The following is a 26,207-nucleotide window of genomic DNA, read 5'->3' on the forward strand; positions in this document are numbered from 1 at the left end:
GTGCTCGACATTGCCGCCGCGGTCGCCGCCGTCGAGCAACTGTCGGCGCACCCCGAGCCGGCCGCGCCGACGCTCACGGCGGACGAGGACGCGCTCGGGGAACCGGCGTCGGACGCCGACGCTGTCGTGCTCGCCGCGACCGCCGCTGGCACGGCGCCGTCGGGAACGCACGAAGAAGCCGACGCAGGCGAAGCCGACGAAGACGAAGCGCCCGAGGCGCCCCGCTTCGAGCCCGCCGACCTGCGCGCCCGCATCCACGAGTTCGCCACGGAGTCCGACGAAGCCGAGCCCGAGCCCGAGCCCGAGCCGGAGTTGGCACTGCACGCGGAGACGGAGACCGAGCCGGTCGAAGCGGAGCCGGTCGAAGCCGAGCCGCTGGAAGCCGAAGCGGACGAAGCCGACGCGGAGCCGCCCACCTGGCAACGCAACCTCGGCGACACCGCGCTGCCCTACTTCCTCGTCGAGAACGACACCCCCGAACCGGAGGAGCCGGTCCTGCCGGCGGTCACCGCCACCTCGAGCGTCGAGGACCTCCGCGCGACCCTCGTGCGCCCGATGCCCAAGGCAGCGGCGGAGCCGAAGCCGCCGGCGTCGATCGCCCGCACCCTCGCCGAGATTCCCGTCCTGCTCGTCGTCGCCGCGGTTATCGCGTTCTTGGTCAAGACGTTCCTGGCGCAGGCGTATTACATCCCGTCGGGTTCGATGCTGCCGCAGCTGCAGATCAACGACCGCGTCGTCGTCACCAAACTGGCCTACAAGGCACATGACCCGCGGCGCGGCGACATCATCGTGTTCGACGACCCGCGCCCGGGTGCGTCGAACGGCAACGGTGACGAAGGGTTGCTGCGCAAGGTCGGCGAAGGCATCGGCATCGTCCAGCCGTCCACCGACGAGTTCATCAAGCGCGTCATCGGCTTGCCGGGCGAGACCGTCGAAGGCAAGCACGGACACGTCTACATCAACGGGCATCGCCTTATCGAGCCCTATCTGAAGCCGAGCGTGGTCACGTCCGACTTCGCCCCGGTCAAGGTCCAGCAAGGCAAGTTGTGGGTGATGGGCGACAACCGCACCGGCTCGGCCGACAGTCGGGTGTTCGGCCAGATCAAGATCAACACGATCGTCGGCCGCGCCATGGTGAAGGTGTGGCCGTTCGACCACATCTCGTTCCTGTAGGTCGCGTTACACCGCCGTCGTACACTCCGTAACGATGAGTAGCTCACCCGAAGATCTCGAACGGTACGAAACCGAGATCGAGCTGCAGCTGTTCCAGGAGTACCGAGCGGTGCTCCCGATGTTCAAGTACGTCGTGGAGACGGAACGGCGCTTCTATCTGGCCAACGAGGTCAAGCTCACACCGATGGGCGAGGGCGATCGCGGCTGGATCGAAGTCGAACTCTCCGACGCCTGGGTGTGGGACATGTACCGCCCGGCCCGCTTCGTATCGTCGGTGCGCGTGGTCACCTTCAAAGACGTCAACGTCGAGGAGCTTCCCGAAAAGGAGCTGTAGTGAGTCACGGCGGCATCGCGCTGGGCAAGCGCGGCGAGCGCCTGGCGACTGCGTGGTACGAGGCCAACGGCTTCACCGTGGTGGCGCGCAACTGGCGCTGCGACATCGGTGAGATCGACCTCGTCGCCACGCGCGGCGCCCAGGTCGTCATCGCGGAGGTGAAGACACGGGCGAGCGACCGCTTCGGAGTGCCGGCGGCCGCCGTCGGAATCGCCAAGCAACGCAAGCTGCGCCAACTGGCGACCACGTGGCTGGCGACTCGCGGCGAGTACTACGACGAAGTGCGTTTCGACGTGGTGTCGATCATCGGGAACGCCGTCGAGGTGATCCCGGCCGCCTTCTAGTGCGTTGGTGCCAACACGCCTTGTGCCAGTGGCGGCGCTGCTCCGGCACGTCGAGCGGTACCACCACGAAATGAGCGACGCCGACGGCGATGTCCTGGTTGCAGCCGGGGCAGAGGTACTGCTTGCGCGCCTGGAAGGGGTGGACGAGGGCGACTTCGAGGTTGTCGTCGTCCTCGTCGCTCAACCCAGCAGCGCCCACAGCACGAGCAGGATCACCACGACGAAGGCCGCGATCACCATCGCGTAATCCGACGTGCGGCGCTTCTGCGCCCGGAAGGGGTTGAGGCCCATACCTCCAAGTATCGTCCGAGCGCATGGAGACCATCGAAGTCGCGCGGGCGGACGGGATCGTCACGGTGACGATGAACCGGCCGGAACGCAAGAACGCCGTCGTCACCCAGATGTGGCATGAGCTCACCGCCACCTTTCGCGAGGTGAGCGCGTCGAAGGACGACCGCGTGCTCGTGCTGACCGGCGCCGGCGGCGACTTTTGCTCCGGCGCCGACCTGTCGCCCGGCGCCGGGGGCGCCGACGAGTCGACCGGCCTCGACGGGATGCGCCTCGCCACGGAGTGCTGCCTGGCGCTGCACCGCGTCATCAAGCCGACGATCGCCAAGGTGCCCGGCGTCGCCGTCGGTGTCGGCTGCAACCTGGCGCTCGGCTGCGACCTGATCGTCGCCGGTGAGTCGGCGCGCTTCTCGGAGATTTTCGTGCGCCGCGGCCTGGCTATCGACGGCGGCGGCTCGTGGCTGCTGCCGCGCCTCATCGGCCTGCACAAGGCCAAGGAGCTGGCGTTCTTCGGCGACGTCATCAGCTCGGCCGAGGCCGAGCGCATCGGCATCGTCAACCACGTCGTGCCCGACGACCAGCTCGACAAGTTCGTCGGCGAGTGGGCAACGCGCCTGTCGCATCTGCCGCCGATCCAGCTCTCCGCGATCAAGAACCAGCTCAACAGCTCGTTCCTGAACACGATGGACAAGGCGCTCGAAGACGAGGGGTGGGCGCAGTCGGTCAACATGAAGACCGACGATTTCCGCGAGGCGGTGCGGGCGTTCCTGCAAAAGGACACGCCGGTTTTCAAGGGCCGCTAAGGCGTTACACCGTCTCGCTACTGTGCGGGACGTATCGCGGTTTCGGCCGTCCTAGGTAGTCCGCCTCCCGTGAGGAGTCGGCCGTGCTTGCCGCAATCCCATCAGCGACGCTGCTCGGCGTCGACGGTCTTCCCGTGCGCGTCGAAGTGCACGTATCGGTCGGGCTTCCCGGCTTCACCATCGTCGGTCTTCCCGACACGGCGTGTCGCGAGTCGCGCGACCGCGTACGTGCCGCGGTGCTGTCGTCGGGGTTCTCGTGGCCCCAAAAGCGCATCACCGTCAACCTCGCGCCGTCGGGGCTACGCAAGACGGGCGCGGGCCTCGACCTGGCGATCGCCGTCGGTGTGCTGGCGGCATCGGGCGACGTTCCCCTCGAAGCGCTCGACGGTATCGGCTTCATCGGCGAGCTCGGCCTCGACGGGCGGGTGCGCCGTGTACCCGGCGTGGTGTGCATGGCGCCCGCGCTGGCCGGCCCAGTCGTGGTCGTGGCCCACGAAGCGGCCGCCGAAGCCTCGGTCCTGCCCGACCGCCCAGTGCGCAGCGTGGGGCACCTGCGCGAACTCGTCGACGCATTGCGCGGCGACGCGCCGTGGCCCGATGCGCCGCCCGCTCGGGCAGCGCGCTTCTGCGTGCCCATCCCCGACATGGCCGACATCCGCGGCCAACAGCTTGGGCGCCACGCCATCGAGGTCGCGGCCGCCGGTGGGCATCACACGTTGCTCCTCGGCCCGCCGGGCGCCGGCAAGACGATGCTGGCGCGTCGTCTCATCGGGTTGTTGCCGCCCCTCACCACCGAGCAAGCCCTCGAAACCACGCGGGCGCATTCGGCCGCAGGGCTGGAGCTGCCGCCCGAGGGGTTGATCACCCGCCCACCATTTCGCGCGCCGCACCACAGCGCGTCGACGGCCGGCATCGTCGGAGGCGGCGGGGCGCGTCTGCGGCCGGGCGAGATCAGCTGCGCCACCGGTGGTGTGCTGTTCATGGACGAACTGGCCGAATTCTCGACGTCCGTGCTCGAAGCGCTGCGCCAGCCGCTCGAAGAGGGCGTCATCCGCGTAACGCGCGCCGCAGGCTCGGTCACGTTTCCCGCCCGGTTCTTGTTGATCGCCGCGATGAACCCGTGCCCGTGCGGTGCCGGCGGCGTACTCGACGCCTGCCGATGCAACGAGCAGGCGTTGACGCGGTATCAGCGTCGCCTGTCGGGGCCGCTGATCGATCGATTCGACATTCGCTTGGCGATTCACCGCCCAGAGCCCAAACAGCTGATCGCCGACGAGAAAGGTGAACCCACCGCGAGCGTTGCGGCACGCGTGGCCGCGGTGCGGGCGTTGGCGTACGCCCGCAGCGGCGGCACCAACGCGGAGTTGACCGACGACGGCCTGGCGCGATTCGCCGCGCTGCACCCCGATGCCAAGCGACTCCTCGAGTTCCGCCTACGCGCCGGTTCCCTCAGCGCCCGCGGTCTCACGCGCATTCGGCGCGTGGCGCGCACGCTGGCCGACCTCGACGGTCGCGAGGGCCAACTCAACGAGGAAGACGTCGCCACGGCGCTCGAAATGCGCCATGACTTCACCGAACTGCGGTCGCTGTCATGAGCGACGACGTGTGGTCGCGCGATGACCCGCGGTTGCCCGGCGCACTGGCCGCCGATCCCGATCCACCGCAGCAGTTGTACGTGCGCGGCGACCCCTCCGCCCTCGAGCTGCGGCGCGTCGCCATCGTCGGCACCCGCAACTGCACGGCGTACGGGCGCACGTTCGCGCGCCGTCTCGGCACGGAGTTGGCCGAGGCCGGTGTGGCCGTCGTGTCAGGGTTGGCCATCGGCATCGACGGCGCCGCGCACGAAGGTGTGCTCGACGCGCGGGGTGTCCCCATCGGCGTCGTTGCCACCGGCCTCGACGTCGTCTATCCGCGTCGCCATCGTTCGTTGTGGGACCGCGTCGCCCGCAGCGGCCTACTCGTGTCCGAAGAACCACCGCACACGCGGCCAACGCAGTGGGGCTTCCCGCGCCGCAACCGCATCATCGCCGCGCTCTCCGAAATAGTCGTGGTCGTCGAGTCGTCGGCAAAGGGGGGTTCGATGCACACCGTCGACGCCGCGCTGGCGCGGGGCATCAACGTGATGGCGGTGCCGGGCCCGGTGGGTGCGGTCACCTCCGACGGGACGAACCGCCTGCTCGTCGACGGCGTACCGCCCGTGACGTGTACCGACGACGTCCTGCTGGCGCTCGGACTCGAGACCTCACGCCGCTCATTCGAGTTGCCCGCGCCGCGCCGGAGTCGGCTGTCGGCGCGGGCGCGCGCGGTGCTCGACGTCCTCGACTTCGTGCCGATGCCGACCGATGCCCTGATCGAGGCTTCGGGGTTCACCCGTGGTGAGGTGCTGGTCGCGCTGCAGGAACTGGCGGCGGCGCGCCAAGCCGAAGGTGGGGGAGGGTGGTGGCACCGCATGCCGACGCGCCGGTAATTGCCTCTTTCGGCGGCCGGGAGTGATCGCTACGTTCGGCCAACCGCTTCCCCCTCGGTCTTCCCGTGACCAAGGAGCATGCCCGTGCGCCGCTTTGCTGCGGCGCTGGCGATGGCTGCGGCCATCGCCGTCCTCGCTGGGTTCGCGCCCCCAGCCTCCGCCGCGCCCGTCACGTATGTGGCACCGGTCAGCGGCCCTGTAACCGATCCCTTCCGCCCTCCGTCGACGCAATACGGCGCCGGCAACCGCGGCCTCGAATACAAGACCAACCCCGGCGACGGCGCCCGCGCGTCGGCCCCCGGTCGCGTCACCTTCGCCGGCCAGGTCGGCGGACAGCTGCACGTCGTCATCCAACACAGCGACGGCGTGCGTACCAGCTACTCGTTCCTGCGCTCGATCACGGTGCGGGTCGGTCAGGTGCTGCGCCAAGGCGACGCGCTCGGCACGACCAACGACACGTTTCATTTCGGCGCGCGTATCGGCGACGCCTACGTCGACCCTGCGATCTTGATCGCCAGCGGCCCGGCGCGCGTGCATCTCGTACCGGACGGCGAGTTCAGCGAACAAGGCGCCCATCGCGACGGGTGGGCGCTGGCACAGTCCGTCGTCGACCACTTCGGCGCCGTCAGCGCCAGCGCCTACGACTGGATGAAGCCCGGCGTCGCGGTGGGATCCACGACCGTCACGCAGATGGCCGACGCGCTCGAGAGCGTGGGGCGCGCCGCCGTCGCCGCAGCCGGCTCCGCGTCGGGCTCGGCGCGCGACGCGCTGGCGCGCTTCGGCCATCAAATCGTCGCCGTTGCCGGCCAGGTCCGCGCCGGGACGTTCGATCTGATGCACGACTCGGCGCAACCTCTCATCGGTCTCCTCGACCGAGTCGTGAACCTCGGAGAGTGGGCCGGACCCTTCGCCGCGCTCGCCGCCGCGCTCGCCGACATCATCGAGGCGTGGGCGCAGCCGTGCACGCCTACCGACGTCGACCCGCCCCCGATCGTCGCGCCGCAGAACCGGATCGCGGTGTTCGTCGCCGGGCTGGGCTCGCACTCGAGTGGTCCCCACGCGCCCGAGAACCTGTCGCGCGAGCTGGACTCGACTGCACTGGGCTACTGGCCGCAGAACGTCTACGACTTCTCGTACCGCGGCGGTCGCGACCCGGCGCCGTACAAGCCGCGTGACACGACGCAGCCGCTGGAGAACGACGCCCGTCACCTGCGCGACCTGCTCGACCAGATCGCGAAAGACCACCCCGGGGCACAGGTCGATCTCATCGCCCACAGCCAAGGCGGGCTGATCGTGCGTGAAGCCCTGGCACACGACTACGACGGGCCCGGCCACGAAATGCCCACGATCGACCACGTGGTAACGCTGGCGACGCCGCACCACGGCGCCGATGGCGCCACGGCTGCCGCCTGGATGCGGTGGTCGGTCGAGGGTCGGGCCATTCGGCGACTGGCGCACCATGGCTTTAAAGGGTTCGACGTCACCGGACCGGGCGTGGCCGAGCTTTCGGAAACATCGGACTTCATCAAGCGGATCAACGCCCGGCCGTTGCGCGACGACGTGCAGTACACGTCGATCGCGTCGGCGGCGGACCTCACCGTGCCAGCGGTGCGGGCGCGGTTGGCGAACGCGACCAACGTCATTGTGGACGCCCGGCCGTCGTCGCCCGTCACCGGCAGTCACAGCAGCATCAAGCAGTCGCCGGCGGCGCGGCGCGAAGTCGAACTCGCAATCGCCGATCGCCCGCCGACGTGTCAGCCCGCCGTCGCCACGGCGACTCGCGCCTTTACCGGCGCCGCCATTGCCACCGGCGAAGACATTGCCGGCTTCGGCGCCAGCGGAATCGTCCCGTGAAGAAAGGACCCGCCATGCGTCTCGTGCGCACTATTGCGATCGGCATCACGTTGGTGTTCGTCGCGCTCGTCACCGCCGCGTTCGCCCTGCAACGGTCGGCACCGCGGCCACGGGTGCGCCCGGTGGTCGCGGCGCGCAGCATTCATCCCGCCGTCGAAGAGCGCTGGCGCGTATCGATCGACGGCGACGTCGTCGGTCTGCCCGCCACCGACCAAGCCGGGGTCGTCGTCACCGCGGGCGAGTCGCAGGTGCTCGCCGTGTCTCGCGACGGCGTGGTCGACTGGCGCGCCGCGCTTCCGGGTGCGTTGGCGGACGCACCACGCCTCGACGGCGATGCAGTGTTCGTAGCGGCCGCGCGTGCTGTGGCCGCGTTCGCCCGTTCCGACGGTCGCCCGTTGTGGTCGGTGGCGACGACGGCGAGCGACGACGAGAACCGGGCCAACCGACCGGCGGTCGTCGGCGACACCGTGGTGGTCACGACTGCTGATGGGCTTGCACTCGGCCTCGACCGCTCGACGGGCGCGGAACGGTGGCGCACGGTGCTGCCGACGGCGATCACCTCCGAACCGGCTGCCGGCGCGACCGCCGGCGGCGACCCCGTGGTGGTCGTCGTCGGCGTCGGCGAGTGGTGGGGGATCGATCCGATCACGGGCTCGACTCTGTGGAGCGGCGACCTGGGGGTGTACGGCACGTCGTCACCGGTCGTGTATCCCGAGGGCCTCGACTTGGTCGCCGCGGTTGCCTCGAACGAGCGAATGGTCGCGGTCGACGCTCACACGGGTACGCCGCGATGGTCGTCGCCCGCCGAACAGAGCGAGTTGTTCCAGGTGCCGGTCATCGCGGACAACGGCAACGAACTGCTCGTCCCCGACCACTGGGGTCGCCTGCGCGCCTATAGCCCTGACGACGGCCACCGCACGTGGGCGGTGAAAGGGGCTGACACCGCCGCCGAATTCGGCGCACCGGTGTGGCTGTCCGACCAATTCGTGGCCTTGCCGCTCGACGGCCACGGCCCGCGGCTGGCGTCGCCCCGCGGCGCGTTCCGCCTGCGGCCGCCCGCTGACGGTTGGGGGGTCGCCGACCTGCCGGGGGCGGGGCTCGTGGTGACGACGGCCGGCGCGAAAGGCCCGAACTACGTGCTGCTTTATTCGGTCCGCTACCATTGAAGGCCGCTCAATCGTTGGGCGTATCCATAAACCATCACCTGCCGCACGCGCACATTCGGTCACCGACGGTCAACACGATTGGCTCGGTGCGACGCCTGCGGATCGTCAACCGAACAAGGAGCACACAAACGTGGCTGTTGTCACCATGAAGCAACTGCTGGAGGCCGGAGTCCACTTCGGTCACCAGACCCGGCGCTGGAACCCGAAGATGAAGCGGTTCATCCTCGGCGAGCGCAACGGCATCTACCTGATCGACCTCAACCAGACGCTCGAGCGCACGGCGGTCGCCTACGAGTTCGTGCGTGACCTCGTGTCGGAGAACGGCACGATCCTCTTCGTCGGCACCAAGAAGCAGACGCAGGACCCCGTCGCCCGCTACGCCTCGGAATGCGGCATGCCCTACATCAACGAGCGCTGGCTCGGCGGCATGCTCACCAACTTCCAGACGATCCTGGCCCGGGTCAAGAAGATGCAGGACTACGAGCGCATGCTCGCGGCCGGCGACTTCGACAACATGCCGAAGAAGGAAGCTCTCATCCTGCGCCGTGAGCTCGTCAAGCTGCAGCGCAACCTCGGCGGCATCCGTGGCCTTTCCCGGCTCCCCGACGCCATCTTCGTCATCGACACGAAGAAGGAGCACCTCGCCGTCACCGAGGCCAACAAGCTCAAGTTGCCGGTTGTCGCCGTGGTCGACACCAACTGCGACCCCGACGTCATCCAGTACGTCATCCCCGGCAACGACGACGCCATCCGCGCCGGCAACCTGCTGTGCCGCGTGATCGCCGAGGCCGTCGAGGAAGGCCGCTTCATCGCCAGCCGCCGCGCCCGCGCCGCCGCCGATGCGGCCGGCCCCTCCGTGGTCGAGCGCAGCGAAGAAGAAGAGGCTCGGCGCGCGCAGCAGCAGGCCGAAGCCCGTCGCCAGGCGGCTCTCCAGGCCCAGGAGCGCGAGGCCCGCCTCGCCGCGCAAACGGCGCAGCCCGACGCGGCGCCGGCCGCGGCGCCCACCGAATCCGAAGCAGACGTGAACGCAGACAAAGGACCCGATCCCTCGTAATGGCTATTTCCGCGAAAGAAGTGCAGGCGCTGCGCCAGGCCACCGGCGCCGGGATGATGGACGCCAAGCGCGCCCTCGAAGAAAGCAACGGCGACCACGAAGCGGCCGCCCTGTGGCTGCGTGAGCGTGGCCTCGGCAAAGCCGCAGAGCGCTCCGACCGCGAGAACGCGGAGGGCGCCATCGCCATGGCCCGCAACGGCAACGTCGCTGCCCTCGTACAGCTCAAGTGCGAGACCGACTTCGTCGCCAAGTCGCCGGACTTCGTGAACCTCGCCAACGATCTGGCCCAGGCCGTCGTCGACAAGGGCGAAGGGGCGACCACCGATCTCGGCGACGCCATCGACGACCTGAAGGTGACGCTGAAGGAGAACATCGAGCTCGGCCAGGTCGTGCGCTTCGAGGCGCCCGAAGGCCACGTGCTCGACACCTACCTTCACATCCAGAACGGTCGCGGTGTCAACGGCATCCTCATCGAGCTCGACGGCGGTACCACCGAACTCGCCCACGACATCGCCCTCACCGCGGCGTTCAGCCGCCCGGGTGCCGTCACGCGCGACGAGGTCGACGCGGCGCTCGTCGCCGCCGAACGCGAGCAGCTCGAGAAGGAAACGCTGAACGAGGGCAAGCCGGAGAACGCCGTCGCCAAGATCGTCGAGGGCAAGCTCACCGGCTGGTTCAAGCGCATGCCCGGGGGCGTCTTGATGGACCAGCCCTTTGCCAAGGAGCCGAAGCAGTCGATCGCCCAGACGCTGGGCGACGTCAAGATCGTTCGGTTCGCCCAAGTCCTGATCGGCGAGTAAACACATAACCGTGGCCCCAGCCGAGCGAAGCGAGGCGTCCCAGAGTGATGGACCACGGTGGGACCGGGTCGTTCTCAAGCTTTCAGGTGAGGCGTTCGCCTCCTCGTCATCCGTCGACACGATCGACATGGACATCGTCGACCGCATCGCCGGTGAGTTGGCCGACGCGCGCGAGGAACTCGGGATCGAGATCGCCGTCGTCGTCGGCGGCGGCAACATCTGGCGCGGCGCCATCGGCGCCGGCGAGGGGATGGACCGCGCCCAGGCCGACTACATGGGCATGCTGGCCACGGTCATCAACGCCCTGGCGCTTCAGGATGCCCTGGAGCGCAAGGGGGCTGAGGTGCGGGTCCAGTCGGCCATCGGCATGGACCAGATCGCGGAGCCGTATATCCGGCGCCGCGCCATCCGGCACCTCGAAAAGGGCCGCATCGTCATTTTCGCCGCCGGGATGGGCAATCCGTTCTTCACCACGGACACGCCCGCGGCGCTGCGCGCCGTCGAGATCGAGGCGGGGGTGCTGCTCAAGGGCACCCACGGCGGCGTCGACGGGGTCTATTCGGCCGATCCGCGCCGCAACCCCGACGCCGTGAAACTCGACGAAGTGTCCTTCATGGAGGTCGTCAACCAGGACCTTCGCGCCATGGATCTGACCGCGATCACCTTCTGCAAGGACAACGACCTGCCCATCCTGGTCTTCGACGTGATGACCCCCGGCAACGTGCGTCGCGCTCTTGTGGGTGACTCCATAGGTACGCTCATTACCAATGGAGGATGATTCGCTCATCGGCCTCACGCTGGCCGAATGCAAGGACAAGATGGCCCATACGGTCACGCACGCCAGTCACGACTTCGCGACGGTGCGCACCGGGCGGGCGTCTTCGACCATGGTCGAGAACCTCCGGGTCGACTACTACGGGTCGCCGACGCCGCTGCAGCAGCTCGCCAACTTCAGCGTGCCCGAGCCGCGGCTGCTCGTGATCTCGCCCTTCGACAAGGGCGCGCTCAAGGAGATCGAGAAGGCGATCACCAACTCTGACCTGGGCATCCAGCCCAGCAGCGACGGCAGCGTCATCCGGCTCACGTTCCCGGAACTGACCCAGGAGCGACGCAAGGAAATGGTGAAGCTGGTCCACGCCAAGGCCGAGGACGCCCGGGTGGCGGTGCGCAACGAGCGCCGCGCCGCCCGCAAAGCCCTCGAGAACCTGGAAAAGGACGGCGACATCACGAGCGACGAACTCGATCGAGCCGAGAAAGACCTCGAGAAGATCACGCAGCAGGCGGTCGCCGACATCGACCGTCTGCTCGCGACCAAAGAGCAGGAACTGCTCGAGGTCTGATCGCCCGACAGAGGGGGAGCGATGGACGAGTGGGATGACAACTTCGACGAAGAGGGCGACGCTCCTCGGCCGCGCGCCGAGGGCGTGCGCATTCTCGGTGCCGAGGAGGCGGCGGCCGCCGTGTCGGCCCAGCGCGCCGGCGACGCCGCTCCGCCTCCCGAACCGCTGAAGTTCGCCCGGGCCAGTGAACCGTCGCCGGCACCACCGGTCGAGACCCCGCTGTTCCCCCGTGACGACAACGATCCGACGCTGAGTGCCGTGCCGACGCCGGCGGCGCCGCCGAACCTGCCTCACTGGACGGAGCCGCCTACCGGCGAGGTGCCGGCGGTGCTGAGTGGCCGCTTCGGGGAAAGCGACGCCGACCTCGACCTCACCGAGGCCACCGACGACGACGATCTCGCCGCCTGGTCGGCGCTTTCCGGCGGTGCGCCGCGGTGGCGCGACCAGCACGACGATTGGGACGACGCCGGCTACGACGACGCGTCCGTCCTCGCGGGCGGCGACCGCCCGCTCGGCGCGCTCGACGAGAGCCGGACCGGCTCGATGTTCGACTTCGACGACGATGACGACGCCGACTCGTTCGGCAACTTGGGCGTCGACGACGAGATCGCTCCCATCCCGCTCAAGCCCGCCGGTGTCGGCGGAGGCGGCGGGGGAGGCGGCCTGCCGCCCCGGCCTCGCCCGCCGCGCCCGACCCGTGCGGGCCCGGCCGGTCGGCGCATGGCGCCGGGTCCCGCGGCCGGCGCGCCCCGCGACCTGCAAGCGGCGCTGTTGCTTGCCGGTGGCCTCGGCGCCGTCGCTCTGATCCTGTTCAAGCTCGGCCCGGCGTGGTCGATGATCCTGGCCACCGCCGTCGTCTTGATGGCGTCCGCCGAGCTCTACGACGTGTTCCGCCGCGCCGGCTACCAGCCGGCAACGCTCGTCGGCCTCGTGGGCACGCTGGGGATCATGATTGGTGCGTACCAGAAGGGCGAGACCGCCCTGCCGCTGGCGCTGGTGCTCGTCACCGCGGCCACGTTCGCCTGGTACCTGATACGCGTGGTGCACGCGCGTCCGATGGTGAATGTCGCCACGACGCTCCTCGCCTTCGTATGGACCGGTGTGCTCGGCAGTTACGCCGCGCTGCTGCTCGGCGTGGGCAAGGGGCACGACCACACCGGCGTTGCGCTGGTACTCGGCGTCGTGATCGCGGTGGTCGCCAACGACACCGGGGCGTACTTCGTCGGCAGCCGCATGGGCAGCCGGCCCTTGGCGCCCGAGATCAGCCCCAACAAGACGGTGGAGGGCGTCATCGGCGGAGCGGTGATCTCGATCGTCGTGACGGTGCTCATCCTCGCCTACGTCCCCCACGTGCATCCCTGGGACGGCGGCAAGGCGCTGTGGCTGGCGGTCGTCGTGTCGCTCGTCGCCCCGCTGGGCGACCTCGCCGAATCCATGATCAAGCGCGACCTCGGCATCAAGGACATGGGCCACCTGCTGCCGGGTCACGGCGGCGTGCTCGACCGCTTCGACGCGCTGCTCTTCTGCCTGCCGGCGGCGTACTACCTGCTGCGCGTCATCGCGTAGCGATGCAAAGACGCATCGCCTGACCATGGACGTAGCCGTACTCGGCTCGACCGGGTCGATCGGCACGCAGACCCTTGACGTCGTCGAGCGCAATCCGGACCTGTTCCGGGTCGTGGCCCTCGGGGCTCATCGCTCGGTGGGCGCGCTCGTCGAACAAGCGGCGCGCTACCAACCGGCCGTCGTCGTGTGCGACGCGTCGGTCGCCGACGAGGTGCGGGCCAACGTGTCGGCGCGCGTGCTCGTCGGCACCGAGGGTTTGGCGGAGGCTGCCGCGTCGGCCGACGTCGTGCTCAACGCCGTCGTCGGCTTCGCTGGCCTGCCGGTGACACTCGCCGCCCTCGAAGCCGGCAAGCGCCTGGCGCTGGCCAACAAGGAGTCGCTGATCGCGGCCGGTCCCGTCGTGCAGAAGGCGCGGCGGACGCCCGGTGCCGAACTTGTCCCCGTCGACTCCGAACACGGCGCCATCCATCAGTGCCTCCGCGCCGGACAAGCAACCGAAGTGGCCAAGCTCGTCCTCACCGCCAGCGGCGGACCCTTCCGCGGCCGCACGCCGGCCGAGCTCGAAGCCGTCACTATCGACGACGCCCTGGCGCACCCCACGTGGAACATGGGTCCCAAGATCACGGTTGACTCGTCCACGCTGATGAACAAGGGCCTGGAAGTGATCGAAGCGCACGAGCTGTTCGGCATCGGGTACGACCAGATCGACGTGGTGGTCCACCCCCAGTCGATCGTGCACTCGATGGTGACCTTCCGCGACGGATCGACGATCGCCCAACTCTCGGATCCCGACATGCGCCTGCCGATTGGCTATGCGATGGGGATGCCGGACCGCTTGCCGACGCCGTTCGGTGCGCTCGACTGGAGCGTCACCCGCCGCCTCGACTTCGAAGCGCCCGACCGCGACGCCTTTCCCGCACTCGGTCTCGCCTACGAAGCGGGACGCCGCGGTGGTGTCGCCCCGACCTGGCTGAGCGCCGCGAACGAAGAGGCCGTTGATGCCTTTTTGCACGGTCAGATCCCATGGGTGGCGATCTGTGCAGTCATACAGGAGGTCCTCGCGGCGGCACCGAACCATTCGCCCAGTACCGTTTCTGACGTGCTGGACGCCGACGCTGAGGCTCGGCAACTGGCACGCCGAGCTATCCAGGCGAGGAAAAACCAATGACAGCCACGCACAGCCGGCCCGAATCCGATGTCGACACGACGAATCCACCGTCAAACGGCGTCGACGCGCAGGGGCTGATGCGTCTCGGCATCATCGTGGCGCTGCTGACGGCGCTGAGCATCGCGCTGCACATCGGCGGCGGCGTGCTGGTGGTAGTCGCCATCCTGGCGATGATCATGATGCACGAGTTCGGTCACTTCATTACGGCGCGCTGGGCCGGCATGAAGGTCACCGACTTCTTCGTCGGCTTCGGCCCCGTGCTGTGGTCAGTGCAGAAGGGCGAGACCCGCTACGGCGTGCGGGCGCTGCCCGCGGGCGGCTACGTCCGAGTCATCGGCATGAACAACCTCGAAGAGGTGGCGCCCGAAGACGAGTCGCGCACCTACCGGGCCAAGAGCTACTTCCAGCGTGTCCGCTTCGCCGTCGCCGGCTCAGTCACCCACTTCCTCATGGCTTACCTGCTGATGGTGGCGCTGCTCGCCGGCGTCGGCGTCGCGGCCACCACGACCACGCTCGACCGCGTGATTCACCGCAACACCGACGGCTCGTTCTCACCCGCCTACGCGGTGGGCATGCGCGCCGGCGACAAGATCGTGGCGCTCAACGGCACCCCGATGTCGAGCACCGACTTCGACAAGGTCGCCAAGGTGATCCAGAACTCGGCGGGTCGCTCGATCGACGTGACCGTCGACCGCGCCGGGCGCCGCGTCAACTTCATCGTCACCCCGACCGACACCCGCACGGCTGCGGAGATCGCGCAGGGCGCGCCGGCCGTGGGCCACATCGGCATCGAGGCCAAGGAAGCGACCGTCCGCAAGCCGCTGCCGGTCGCCATGTGGCACGGCGCCACCGAGGTCGAGCACGTCACCGTCGACTCGGCCAAGGCCCTTGTCGGGATGTTCAGCAAGTCGAACGTCAAGAACTACGGCAAGCAGCTGACCGAGACCGGTCCGGCTGACCCGAAGAAAGACGGCAACCGTCTGCTCAGCCCCGTCGGCCTCGCTCGCATCGCCAACGCCTCGGCGAAGGAAGGCGTCGGCTCGACGCTGTTCCTGCTCATCGCCATCAACGTGTTCGTCGGCATCTTCAACATGCTGCCGCTGCCGCCCTTCGACGGTGGCCACGTCGCCGTGGCGACCTATGAGGAGATTGCGTCGCGCATCAAGGGCCGCCGCCACACGATGGACATGAACAAGATGCTGCCCGTCGCCTACGTCGTGGTGGTGGCGCTCGCACTGCTGAGCCTCAGCGCGCTGTGGCTCGACATCGTGCACCCGTTCAAGCTGGGATAATCCACTCCATATGGAGTTCAACGGCACGGCGGCCGCGCGCCGCAGCACGCGTCAGGTCAACGTCGGCGGTGTGCTGGTCGGTGGGGGAGCACCGATCAGCGTGCAGTCGATGACGATCACCAAGACCGCCGACGTCGAAGGGACGCTCCAGCAGATCTACGCCCTGGCGGCCGCGGGCGCCGACATCGTGCGCTGCACCTGCAACGAGGTCGAGGCGGCCGAGGGCCTGGCGCAGATCGTGCCTCGCTCGCCGGTGCCGCTGGTGGCCGACATCCACCACCAGTACAAGATGGCGCTTGCCGCCCTCGACGCTGGTGTGGCGTGCCTGCGGTTGAACCCCGGCAACATCCGTAACCCCGAGCACATCAAGACCGTCGCTCGCGAAGCGAAGGACCGCGGCGTGCCGATCCGCATCGGCGTCAACGCCGGATCGCTCGACAAGGACCTGTACGACAAGTACGGCGGCGCCACACCTGAAGCGCTCGTCGAGTCGGCGCAGCTCGAGATGCGGTACTTCGACGAGGTCGACTTCCACGACGTGAAGATCTCGGTCAAGGCGAGCAACGTGCCGTTGATGATCGAGTCGTACCGTCAGCTTGCAGACGTCACCGATGCGCCGCTGCACCTCGGCGTGACCGAGGCCGGTCCGCCACCCGCCGGGTTGATCAAGGGCACCGCCGGTATCGCCACGCTGCTCGCCGAGGGTATCGGCGACACGATCCGCTACTCACTGACGGCGGATCCGGTCGAAGAGGCCCGCGCCGGCCGCCAGCTCCTCGAAGCGATGGGGTTGCGCGAGCGCAAGAATGTCGACCTCATTGCGTGCCCGTCATGCGGCCGCGCCGAGATCGACGTGTACAAGGTGGCCGGCGACGCGCTGGCGGCGTTCGGCGATCGCGAGATCCCGCTCCAGGTGGCGGTGATGGGTTGCGTCGTCAACGGTCCGGGTGAGGCGCGCGACGCCGACATCGGCATCGCGGCTGGGCGCAACAAGGGGCACCTGTTCGTGAAGGGCGTCAACGTCGCCGTGGTGCCCGAGGCTGAGATGGTCGACGCGCTCGTCGAGTGGGCCGAATACATCGTCGAGCACGGCGCCGACGCGGCGATCGCCAAAGCCGACGTCGCCAAGGCGACGCGCGAAGCCGAACGCGACCGCGCCGCGTTGCTCGACGACAAGGGCGCCGACGCGAACAACAGCGCGCAGCGGATCGATTTGATCCGCAAAGACACCGCCTGACCGATTCCGATGTGGCACTTGTCATGGCGTACGCGTGAACGCGGTGATTGACTGAACCTCGCGGCGCGGGCACAACCGAAGGGGGAGGGATTCATGCGAACGACGCGTGTGTTGCCGATTGCCGTTGCTCTATTCGCCTGGCTGGCGCTGTCCGCGGTGGTGGCGCCTCGGGCGTCGGCCGACTCGGTGCTCTACGACCAGTTTCCCGTCGACCCCGCAGGCAACGCGGCGATCTCGGTCGACAGCCCCACCGACGCTTTCGACTCTGAAGGTGCCGCCGACTTCGTCGTGCCGAGCGGTCAGACCTGGAACCTGTCGCGCGTGGTCGCGGCGCAATTCGACAGCACCACCGCGGGCGTCGACACGATCCGCGTACGGATCTATACCGACGCCGCCGGCACGCCGGGTAGCGTGCTGTTCGACCAGACCGACGCCAGCACCGGCACCGGGACGCCGCAGGGGACCGAGACAATCACGCTGAACCCCGTGATCGCGTTGTCGGCGGGCACCTACTGGTTGTCGCTCCAGGCGATCGCGACCCAACCCTCCTGGTACTGGGGCTCGGCGGACATCACCGCCGGCAGCCTCGGGATGTGGCGCAACCCACCTGACGGGTTCGGCACCGGGTGCACCAACTTCAGCGCGACGTCGGGTTGCCTCAGCGTGGGCGACAATTCCCTGCGCGACTACGAGTTCCAACTCGTGGGGACGGCGGGCACGGGTGCGTTGTGCGACGGGCTGACGCCGACGATCACCGGGAGCGGCACGATCAACGGGACGTCGGGCGCCGACGTGATCTTGGGATCGAGCGGTCCGGATGACATCAGTGGTGGTGGTGGTGCTGACACGATCTGCGCGGGCGACGGTGACGACGTCGTCCACGGTGGTGGTGGTGCGGACCGGATCGACGGCGGCGCGGGCAAGGATCAGGTGTTCGGTCAGGCGGGTGACGACGTGATCTCGGGTGGCGGCGACAACGACACGTTGAAGGGTCAGGACGGCGCGGATCAGATCGCGGGGGGTCAGGGCAACGACAAGATTGCCGGGGGCACGGGTGACGACTTCTTGTCGGGCGGCGACGGCAACGACCACCTCTTCGGCAACGACGGTACCGACTCGGCCAACGGCAGCGCCGGCAACGACACGATGATCGGGGGCGCGGGCGACGACGACCTGCACGGCAACGCCGGTGATGACTCGCTCGACGGCGGGAGCGGGAGCGACACCTGCAAGGGCGGCGGCGGGACCGACACGCTTTCGGAGTGCGACAACTAGCCACCTAATCTCGGCCGCATGGCCGCTCCCGTACTCACGCCTCAGGGCGAGGACTTTCCCCGCTGGTATCAGGACGTCATCACCAAGGCGGAGCTGGCCGACAACGGGCCGGTGCGCGGCACGATGGTCATCCGCCCGACGGCGTACGCGATCTGGGAGCGCCTGCAGTCCGAAATGGACGCCCGCATCAAGGCCGTCGGGGTCGACAACGCCTACTTCCCGCTGTTCATCCCCGAGAGCTACCTGCGCCGTGAAGCCGAGCACGTCGAGGGGTTCTCGCCCGAACTGGCCGTGGTCACCCACGGCGGCGGGAAGGAGCTCGAAGAGCCCGTCGTGGTGCGCCCGACGAGCGAGACGATCATCAACTCGTACTTCTCGAAGTGGGTGCAGAGCTACCGCGACCTGCCGCTGCTGATCAACCAGTGGGCCAACGTCGTGCGCTGGGAGCTGCGGCCGCGGCTGTTCCTGCGCACGACCGAGTTCCTTTGGCAAGAGGGGCACACGTGCCACGCCACCGAGGCCGACGCGCACGATTTCGCGTTGCGCATCCTCAACGAGGTCTACGAAGCCACGGTGCGCGACGTGCTGGCCATTCCCGTCCTCCTGGGGCGCAAGACCGAACGCGAGCGCTTCGCCGGTGCCACCTACACGTGGGCGATGGAAGCGATGATGGGCGACGGCAAGGCGTTGCAAATGGGTACGTCGCACGAACTGGGCCAGAACTTCGGACGCGCCTTCGACACGACCTTCCAGACTTCGGAGGGGAACACCGACTTCGTGTGGCAGACGTCGTGGGGTTCCTCGACGCGCATGCTCGGCGGCTTGATCATGACCCACGGCGACGATCGCGGGTTGCGGCTGCCGCCGTCGGTGGCGCCGACGCAGTGCGTGGTCGTCGTCGTGCGCGACGAGAACGGCGCCGGCGATGCGGCCCGCGCCCTCGTGGCCGAGTTGGCCGACATGCGGGTGAAGCTCGACGACCGCGTGGACGTCGCCTTCGGTCGTCGCGCCGTCGACCACGAGTTGAAGGGCATTCCGGTCCGGGTGGAAGTCGGACCGCGCGATCTCGCCGACGGCAACGTCACCGTCGTGCGGCGCGACACCGGGGACAAGACGACCGTCGCCGTTGCCGGCGCCGCCGCCGCCGTGCGCGACGCGCTCGGCGCCGTCCAGGCGTCGCTGTTCGCCGCCGCGCAGGAACGGCTCGCGGCGCGCACCGTGGAGGTCTCGTCGATTGCCGAAGCGATCGAAGCGGCCCAGACGGGCTTCGCCGTGCTGCCCGGCGCGCTGGCCGACGAGGCCGGCGAAGACGCCCTCAACGCCGCGTCCGTGTCGATTCGCTGCCTGCGCCGCGCTGACGGAACGCTGCCGGATACCACGGACAACGTCGAAGACCTCGTAGCCATCGTCGCGCGGGCGTACTAACGTCCTTCTCGCGGGTGGGGCACAACTCGCAAGGGGGCGGCGATGCGGCAGGCGCGCACGTTTCTCATGGTCATCCTCGCGGTGACCTCGGTTCTGGTCGCGATCGGCGCCGACACGCCCAAAGCCGCCGCCGACAGCTGCAGCGACTGCGGCGAGAGCGACACTGACCTGCTCTTCATCTACAACAACAGCAACGTAACGTCGGCTCCCTACGGCCAGCCCGTCATCCTCGACGCGATCGTGAGCGACGTCAGCGGATCGTGCGACATCGGCGACTGCAATACGCCGTCGGGCAAGGTGTACTTCTTCGACAACGGCGACACGGGTTACTTCGCGCTCGCGCCCGCCGATCCCGATGACTACACGCCTGACGACTCGACGGATACGAACGCCGGTTTCGAAGCGACAGTGGCCAACCTGGCGGTCGGTACGCACTCGATCCGCGCCCTGTACCAGAGCCCGATCGAAAGCCTCGAGAATCCGCATCACTTCGACAACAGCGAGGACACGAAGTCGCTCGAGATCACGCAGGCGAGCAGTTCGATCTCTGGATCCGTGAGCGCCAGCTCGTCGGCCTACGGCAGCGGACTCCTCTTCGGCGCCCACGTCGCCCCGAACCCGGCGGTCGACCCGTCAGCGTCGCTGCCGACGGGCAACGTCGAACTCGTCGACGTCACCGGCGGCGGAAACACCACCCTCCAGACCAAGGCCATCAACGCGTCCGGCGACGTGTCCTTCACCGAGTCGAGCCTCAGCGTCGGCGTGCACAAGATCGTCATGGTCTACGACGGCGACACGAACTACAACGCCCACTCGACGGACCAGTTCACCCAGACCGTGACGCAGGCCAACACGACGACCGGCGTCGCCGTCACGCCGAATCCCTCCACGTACAACACCTCGGTAACGATGACCGCCACCGTGTCGCCCACCAACGCGACCGGCAGCGTGACCTTCACCGTCGACGGCGCCTCGACGTTCACCGCGACCGTCAGCGGCGGCACCGCGACGGCGATGCACGCCGGCTTCGGTGCGGGCCCCCACTCGATCTCGGCCGCGTACTCCGGCGACACCAACTACGTCGGCAGCACGGGCACGAGCAGCTTCACCGTCGACAAGGCCGGCACCATGACGGGCCTCTCTTCGTCGCCGAACCCCTCGGTCTTCGGGCAACCCGTCACGATCACTGGCACCGTGTCGCCGTCGACGGCACCCGGGTCGGTGCTGTTCTCCGACGGCGCCTCGTCGCTCGGCTCCGGCACGCTGAGCAGCGGCACGGCCAGCGTGACGACGAGCGCGCTGTCTGTCGGCTCGCACACGCTCAACGGGCACTATGCCGGCGACGACAATTACGAGTCGAGTGACGCGTCACCGATCACGCAGGTGGTCAACAAGGCGGACACCACCACCGTGCTCACCGGTCCTGCGCACGCCGTCGACTTCGGCGGTAACGCCAAGCTCACGGTGGCGGTGGGCGCGGTGGCACCCGGAGCGGGCACGCCGAGCGGAACCGTCACGCTGCGGGAGGGACCGGCAGTGCTCGGTACCTCATCGCTCCACAGCGGCGCCGGCGCCTTCACCGTGGCCAACCTGCTGCCCGGAAGTCACTCGATGATCGCCACCTACAGCGGCGATGGGAACTTCAACGGGAGCACTTCGTCGCCCGTCGTTGTGAGCGTCACCTGCAAGACGAACAAGACCAGCCCGAGCGGCAGCTTCACCGCCGGTAGCGGTTCGACGTGCGTCACCGGCGACGTCAACGGGTCGATCAACCTCTCTTCGGGGGCGCGGCTGTTCATTTCCCACGCCACCGTGACCGGCGACATCGTCGGGTCCAGCGCGTCGCAACTGGCGCTGTGCGGCGTGACGATGCGCGGCAACCTGAACCTGGCGAACACCAAGGGCCCGATCGTGATCGGCGACGCCGTCAACAACCGCTGCGCCGGCAACACGATCAGCGGCATCGTGAGCATCATGAGCACCGCCAAGGGCCTCATCGTCGGCGACAACACGCTGGCGAAGGACCTCAACCTCAACAGCAACCACAAGGGCACGGCGGTGGAGAACAACCTGATCACGGGCCAGTTGTCGTGCAGCAGCAACCAGCCGAAACCGACGAACAACGGCCGCCCGAATCACGCCGGTGCCCGCTATGGGCAGTGCGTGACTCTCTAAGGCGCGTCGAGTTGCTTCTGGGTGGTGATCGTCGTCGTCGGTGACGTGTTGCCGGCGGCGTCCGCCTGCGACACCTTGGTCGTCAGTGTGCCGCGGTTGATCTTCGACACGTCGAGCTTCGTGTCGTACGTGCTCGCCACACACTTCTGCGTCCGAACCTGATTCTGCTGGCGGTTCGACCCGCTGACCTCGACAGTCACCTTGGCGTCGGTCTCGCACGTGCCGCGTACGTGAATCGCCTGCGCCTGGGCCAGGGTCCGGATCGGATCGGGGGTGAACGCCGCCGAGGGGGCGGTGGGCACGACCGTGTCCTTCTTGAGTGCGAACTCGGTGAAGCCCATCACCGCGCCCGACTTGTTCTTCTCCGTGGCGCGGAACAGGACCTTGGCGCCATCCTTGAAGCCCGATGCGTCTGCCGTGGTGCGCAGGAACCCACTGGCTGCGGGACAAGCAAACGCAGGACCGTTGTTGGCGGCGTTCGGCTTCTTGCTGTCGTAAAGCGTGATGCTCACGTCGGTTCCGGTGCTGCACGAGACGGCCAGCGGGATTTGCGTCTGGTTCGCCGCGTTGATGGCGTCCGCACCCGGCGAGACGAAACGATGGGTGCTCTTGGTCGTGGTGACGACGCGGTCCGGGCCCGCCGTTCCCGACGCGTCGAGGAAGTGCGCGGAGACGGTGATAGTGCCGGGGACGAGCGTGCGCAGGTCGAAGCTGCGGTCGTAGCCCCCAGTGTTGGGGCAGGCGAAGAGTTGCGGCACCGCGTTGGTCGCCGGATCGTCGTCGTTGACGGCTAGCGACACCTGGTATGGCGCCACGCAGGTTCCTGCGATGTGCACGGCCGAGTCCGTCCCGTCGCTCGGGATCGTCGTCGGGTTGATTGTGGGCGCGTCCGGCTGCGGAATGCTCGCCGTCGCCTTCGTCGCCGTGTCCTTCTCAACCACGCCGGTGTTGCCAGCGGGGTCGACCTGGCGGGCCTTCAGTTCGACTCTCTCGTCGTTGAACGCCGAGGCGTTGAACGTGCCGGAGAACGTGCCGTCGTCGCCGCACACGATGTAGGCGACGGACTTCGAGTGCTGGTGCTGATCGACCGCCTTGATCGCGGTGATGGTGTTGCCCGCCACGCACGTGCCCGTGAACGGAACCGTCGCCTGATTCGCCGGCGTGATGACGCTCGGTGTGATGTCGATCGAGCCCTCCGCGTCGGTCGGCGCGACAGTGTCCTTCAAGGGGCGGTTCGGATCGGTCGCCGGAGTTCCGCGGTTGCCGGCGGCGTCGAACTCGACGGCGGCGATGGTGATGAGGTCGCCCTCGGCCATGTCGCGGGCGTCGAAGGAGAGGTGGAAGCTGTTCGACGCGCACGTGAAGGAAACGAAGCTCTCGTGGCCGTGAGCGTCTCCAATGGCCACGTTGACGGGGTTGCCCGTCGTGCACGTGCCGATGTAGGGCACGGCGGCCTGGTTCGAGGCGGCGTTGATGTAAGCCGGGACGATGTTCACCGTCGTGCCTGTGGGCCCGAGGGTGTCCTTGATCGCCGTGTCGGTGTCGGGGGAGTGGGCGACGTTGGCCGCGTCGGTCTGTACCGCGGCGGCCGTGATCGTCGCGTCGTCGGACAACGTGGACGCGTCGAACGTCGCCGAGTAGGCACCCCCGACGCAGGTGAACTGGGGCACTGTCACGGTGTGGTCGTGGAGGTCGGACACGGTGATGTCGACCCTGTTCCCGGTGACGCAGGTACCCGTGTACGGGACCGCGGCCTGGTTGGCGGCGTTGATGTATGCCGGCGTGATGTCGATGCTGCCCTCCGCGTCCGGCGGTGTCGTGGTCTTCTGCGCGGTGTCGGCCCCCGGAGTGCTGGTGTTGCCAGCGCCATCGGTCTGCGTAACCGCCGCAGCGATCGTGCCGTCGGCGAGCGCCGACGCGTCGATGGTGATGCTGTACCCGCCGGCTACGCAGGTCTGCGAACCCGTCACGTCGTTCGTCGCCGAGGATGCATCCACGACGAGAAGAGACACGGTGTCGCCCGTCTCGCAGGTGCCGTCGATCGACACCGCGGTCGCGTTGTCAGCGGTGACGGGATCGGTCGTGATCGTGACGGTGGGCGCGCCGGGCACGACGGCGTCCTTGCTGGTGGTGTCCGTTCCAGCCGGGCCGGTGTTACCCGCGGTGTCGGTCTGGGTGACCGACGCGGTGATCGTGCCGTCGTCCAGCGATTGCAGGTCCAGCGTGAACGACGCGAGGCCGCCGCCGGGGCACGTCATGGACGCCGTGACGTCATTGGTGCTCGCGTTCGTGTCCGCCGCGGTGAGGTTCAGGGTCGCGCCCGACTCGCAACTGGCGGTCACGCCAACGGCGCTGGCGTTGCCTGCGTTGATTGGTGCGGTCGTGATCGTGACGGTCGACGCCGCCGGTCCGGCCACGTCGCCGAAGGTGAGGTCGACGAAGGTTGCGCCGTACACGGGTTTCCAGCCGCGTCCGTCGGCGAAGGGAGTCTGGGTCACGGTGGCGAACGTGCCCGTGACCGACGAGCCCGTCGCGATCCGAATGGTCGTGCCCACTGCCGGTTCGACGTCGGGCTGTGCCGCGATGTCGAGCGTTCCGCCGATTGCGATCGTCGACGTCGAACTCAGTTGGTCGAAGTCGGACGTGGTATCCCAGATGTGCTCGACCCACGATCCCGCGCTCGCGCCGGTCTGGTCGAAGGGCGCGGACTGTGCGAGGCGTTGGGCGCCCGTGCCGGGTTCGAAGTGGCCGTGGTTCACTATCGGCATCACGGAGCTGCGATGCGCGGGACCGGTGACGACGATGAACCTTCCGTTGTTGGTGAGGGTGAAGTTGGTGTTCAGCAGGGCGTCGTAAATGCCCGACGACCGCAGCGCCAACTCACCGTTGTTGGTGAACGGCGCGGTCGCGTTCAGCTTTGCCGGATCGCCGTTGTTGCCTTCGATCGTAAGCACTTCGAGCGGGTCGATGTCCCCGGTGAAGGTGAGGTTGTAGTGCGAAGTGAACAGCCCGGAGCCGACGAGACCGGGCGTCATCGTGAGCGTGGCATTCTCGAGCAGGACCGGGTTGCTGCCGGTCACCGAGCCTGCGCCCTGCACGAAGGTGCCGGCCCCGCTGACCAGAGTCTGCCCACTGGTGAACTGGCGGATCTCGCCTGAAGCGTTGTTCAGCGTGTCGCCGACATGGACGGTGAGCGTGGCGCCGTCGCGCACAAAGATCTGACCGCTCGCTCCCGTGTTGGTGATCGTGTGGCCCGTGAAGTCGGTCTGCGCGGAGCGGGCGATGTCCAGGCGGCCGGGGTTGACGATGTCGGCGGCGAGTTGCAGGTTGCCCGTGCCGCCGCCGACGGACTCGCTGCCGACGCCGGTCACCGAACCGGTGGTGATGATCGAACCGAAGCCCGAGCCGTAGTCGGCGTTGGTGATCTTGGCTCCGTTGATCGTGCGCAGCCGGGCGTCGTAGATGTTTTCGGCGACCAAGTCGATCGTGCCGTTGTTAACCAGGTCGGCTCCGATGGTGAGGTTCGCCGGGTTGCCGTTGTTCGCCGCGAGCACGACCACGTCGTCGGGACGGAGGTCGCCCGACAGGTTCACGTCGTAGCGGGCCAGCACGTCGGTCTTGGTGCGCGTGCCGCCGCCGACGAATTGCAGGTTGCCGGCGTTGAGTTCGATGGGGAAGCGCGTGAAGGTGCGATCGGTCTCGCCGCCTTGCTTGAGCGTGCCGCCGTTGATGACGAAGTGGAGCTTGTCGTGCACGCGGATGAGGCCGTCGCTGTTGTCGAACGTGTCCGGGGCAAACATCGTGAAGGTCGCACCGCTGGCGACGTCGAACACGCCGGTTGCTGTGTTCGTGATCGTGCGGCCCAGGCCTTCCGTCCTTGCATCGCGCGCGATTGAAATGGTGCCGGAGTTCTTGATGTTGGCGTTCAGGTTCTCCGCGCTCGAACTGGACGGGGCGGGTGACGCCGTGATGGTGCCCGTGTTGGTCAACACTGCGGCGGTCGCAGTCTTCAGCGTGGCGCCGTAGATGCCATCGGGGAGCAGGCGAATCAGGCCCGCGCTCGACGAGTCGGCGTTGAGCGTCAGCGTCGTGGGATTGAAGGTGCCCGGTCGGATGTCGAGCACGGCACTCGGATTCGAGATGTCGAGCGCGTTGACGAAGTAGTCACCGGAGGGGATCGTCACGATCACCGCGGCGGGGATGCACGCGTTCGTCACCCCCGTCGGCACGCCGTTGTTCCAATTCCCGGCGTCGGTCCAGATGCCGTTGGCCGTCGATGTCCAGGTCGTGTCGCACGGGATGGAAGCGTCGGCCGAGCTGTGGGTGGTCCACCACCCCGCCAACGCCAACCCGGCGACGAGCGCCGCCCGAACGAATGCGCGCCGCGCGAAAGGATGAATTGACCTTTGCCCCGTCATGCATTCGAGGGTAGGGAGCGGAAGTGTC

General features: G+C 68.2%; 20 protein-coding genes. 19 read left to right on the forward strand and 1 reads right to left on the reverse strand.

Annotated elements, in window-relative coordinates:
* The 19 genes from lepB to VHC63_04390 all read left to right on the forward strand — a co-directional run.
* Nucleotides 1-1,173 (forward strand): signal peptidase I (gene lepB, locus VHC63_04300; protein ID HVV35801.1); only part of this gene is annotated, 1,173 nt, incomplete at its 5' end.
* Between the two features lie 34 nt (nt 1,174-1,207).
* A complete protein-coding gene (locus tag VHC63_04305) occupies nt 1,208-1,507 on the forward strand; it encodes a DUF2469 family protein (protein ID HVV35802.1) in 300 nt (99 codons plus the stop codon).
* The gene (locus tag VHC63_04310) at nt 1,507-1,851 is read left to right on the forward strand and encodes a YraN family protein (protein ID HVV35803.1); all 345 of its coding nucleotides are present in this window, start codon (nt 1,507-1,509) and stop codon (nt 1,849-1,851) included. Before VHC63_04305 ends, VHC63_04310 begins: the two co-directional genes overlap by 1 nt.
* A gap of 314 nt (nt 1,852-2,165) precedes the next feature.
* On the forward strand, nt 2,166-2,942 hold the full coding sequence (locus VHC63_04315; GenBank protein ID HVV35804.1) for an enoyl-CoA hydratase: 777 nt from the start codon (nt 2,166-2,168) through the stop codon (nt 2,940-2,942).
* Between the two features lie 83 nt (nt 2,943-3,025).
* Entirely contained in the window at nt 3,026-4,537 is a 1,512-nt protein-coding gene (locus tag VHC63_04320) for a YifB family Mg chelatase-like AAA ATPase (GenBank protein ID HVV35805.1), read from the forward strand.
* Nucleotides 4,534-5,409 carry a DNA-processing protein DprA gene (gene dprA, locus VHC63_04325; protein ID HVV35806.1) on the forward strand — a complete coding sequence of 292 codons (876 nt, stop codon included), beginning with the start codon at nt 4,534-4,536 and terminating at the stop codon, nt 5,407-5,409. The genes VHC63_04320 and dprA overlap by 4 nt, the downstream gene beginning before the upstream one ends.
* 84 nt (nt 5,410-5,493) lie before the next feature.
* Nucleotides 5,494-7,263 (forward strand): peptidoglycan DD-metalloendopeptidase family protein, encoded by a 1,770-nt coding sequence (locus tag VHC63_04330; protein HVV35807.1) that lies wholly within the window; start codon nt 5,494-5,496, stop codon nt 7,261-7,263.
* 14 nt (nt 7,264-7,277) lie between these two features.
* Complete coding sequence (locus tag VHC63_04335; GenBank protein HVV35808.1) at nt 7,278-8,429, forward strand: PQQ-binding-like beta-propeller repeat protein; 1,152 nt, start codon at nt 7,278-7,280, stop codon at nt 8,427-8,429.
* Between the two features lie 130 nt (nt 8,430-8,559).
* A complete protein-coding gene (rpsB, locus tag VHC63_04340; protein HVV35809.1) occupies nt 8,560-9,483 on the forward strand; it encodes a 30S ribosomal protein S2 in 924 nt (307 codons plus the stop codon).
* Nucleotides 9,483-10,283, forward strand: a complete 801-nt coding sequence (tsf, locus tag VHC63_04345) for a translation elongation factor Ts (GenBank protein ID HVV35810.1) — start codon at nt 9,483-9,485, stop codon at nt 10,281-10,283. The genes rpsB and tsf overlap by 1 nt, the downstream gene beginning before the upstream one ends.
* Nucleotides 10,284-10,293: 10 nt before the next feature.
* Complete coding sequence (gene pyrH, locus VHC63_04350) at nt 10,294-11,061, forward strand: UMP kinase (GenBank protein ID HVV35811.1); 768 nt, start codon at nt 10,294-10,296, stop codon at nt 11,059-11,061.
* Nucleotides 11,051-11,623, forward strand: a complete 573-nt coding sequence (gene frr / locus VHC63_04355) for a ribosome recycling factor (protein HVV35812.1) — start codon at nt 11,051-11,053, stop codon at nt 11,621-11,623. The genes pyrH and frr overlap by 11 nt, the downstream gene beginning before the upstream one ends.
* Nucleotides 11,624-11,644: 21 nt before the next feature.
* Nucleotides 11,645-13,189 (forward strand): phosphatidate cytidylyltransferase, encoded by a 1,545-nt coding sequence (locus tag VHC63_04360; GenBank protein HVV35813.1) that lies wholly within the window; start codon nt 11,645-11,647, stop codon nt 13,187-13,189.
* A 25-nt stretch (nt 13,190-13,214) separates the two neighbouring features.
* Nucleotides 13,215-14,357, forward strand: coding sequence for a 1-deoxy-D-xylulose-5-phosphate reductoisomerase (locus VHC63_04365; GenBank protein HVV35814.1), 1,143 nt, complete (start codon nt 13,215-13,217; stop codon nt 14,355-14,357).
* The gene (locus tag VHC63_04370) at nt 14,354-15,649 is read left to right on the forward strand and encodes a M50 family metallopeptidase (GenBank protein HVV35815.1); all 1,296 of its coding nucleotides are present in this window, start codon (nt 14,354-14,356) and stop codon (nt 15,647-15,649) included. The genes VHC63_04365 and VHC63_04370 overlap by 4 nt, the downstream gene beginning before the upstream one ends.
* Before the next feature lie 10 nt (nt 15,650-15,659).
* Nucleotides 15,660-16,886, forward strand: a complete 1,227-nt coding sequence (gene ispG / locus VHC63_04375; protein ID HVV35816.1) for a flavodoxin-dependent (E)-4-hydroxy-3-methylbut-2-enyl-diphosphate synthase — start codon at nt 15,660-15,662, stop codon at nt 16,884-16,886.
* Between the two features lie 93 nt (nt 16,887-16,979).
* Nucleotides 16,980-18,161: a calcium-binding protein gene (locus VHC63_04380; GenBank protein ID HVV35817.1), complete on the forward strand. Its 1,182-nt coding sequence runs from the start codon at nt 16,980-16,982 to the stop codon at nt 18,159-18,161.
* Between the two features lie 18 nt (nt 18,162-18,179).
* Entirely contained in the window at nt 18,180-19,586 is a 1,407-nt protein-coding gene (gene proS / locus VHC63_04385) for a proline--tRNA ligase (GenBank protein HVV35818.1), read from the forward strand.
* Nucleotides 19,587-19,628: 42 nt separating this feature from the next.
* Nucleotides 19,629-21,761, forward strand: a complete 2,133-nt coding sequence (locus VHC63_04390) for an Ig-like domain-containing protein (protein ID HVV35819.1) — start codon at nt 19,629-19,631, stop codon at nt 21,759-21,761.
* Here VHC63_04390 and VHC63_04395 read toward each other — a convergent pair.
* Nucleotides 21,758-26,179, reverse strand: coding sequence for a hypothetical protein (locus VHC63_04395; protein HVV35820.1), 4,422 nt, complete (start codon nt 26,177-26,179; stop codon nt 21,758-21,760). The genes VHC63_04390 and VHC63_04395 overlap by 4 nt on opposite strands.
* Nucleotides 26,180-26,207: the final 28 nt, after the last annotated feature.

Source organism: Acidimicrobiales bacterium, from assembly GCA_035546775.1.
Lineage (GTDB): Bacteria > Actinomycetota > Acidimicrobiia > Acidimicrobiales > JACCXE01 > JACCXE01.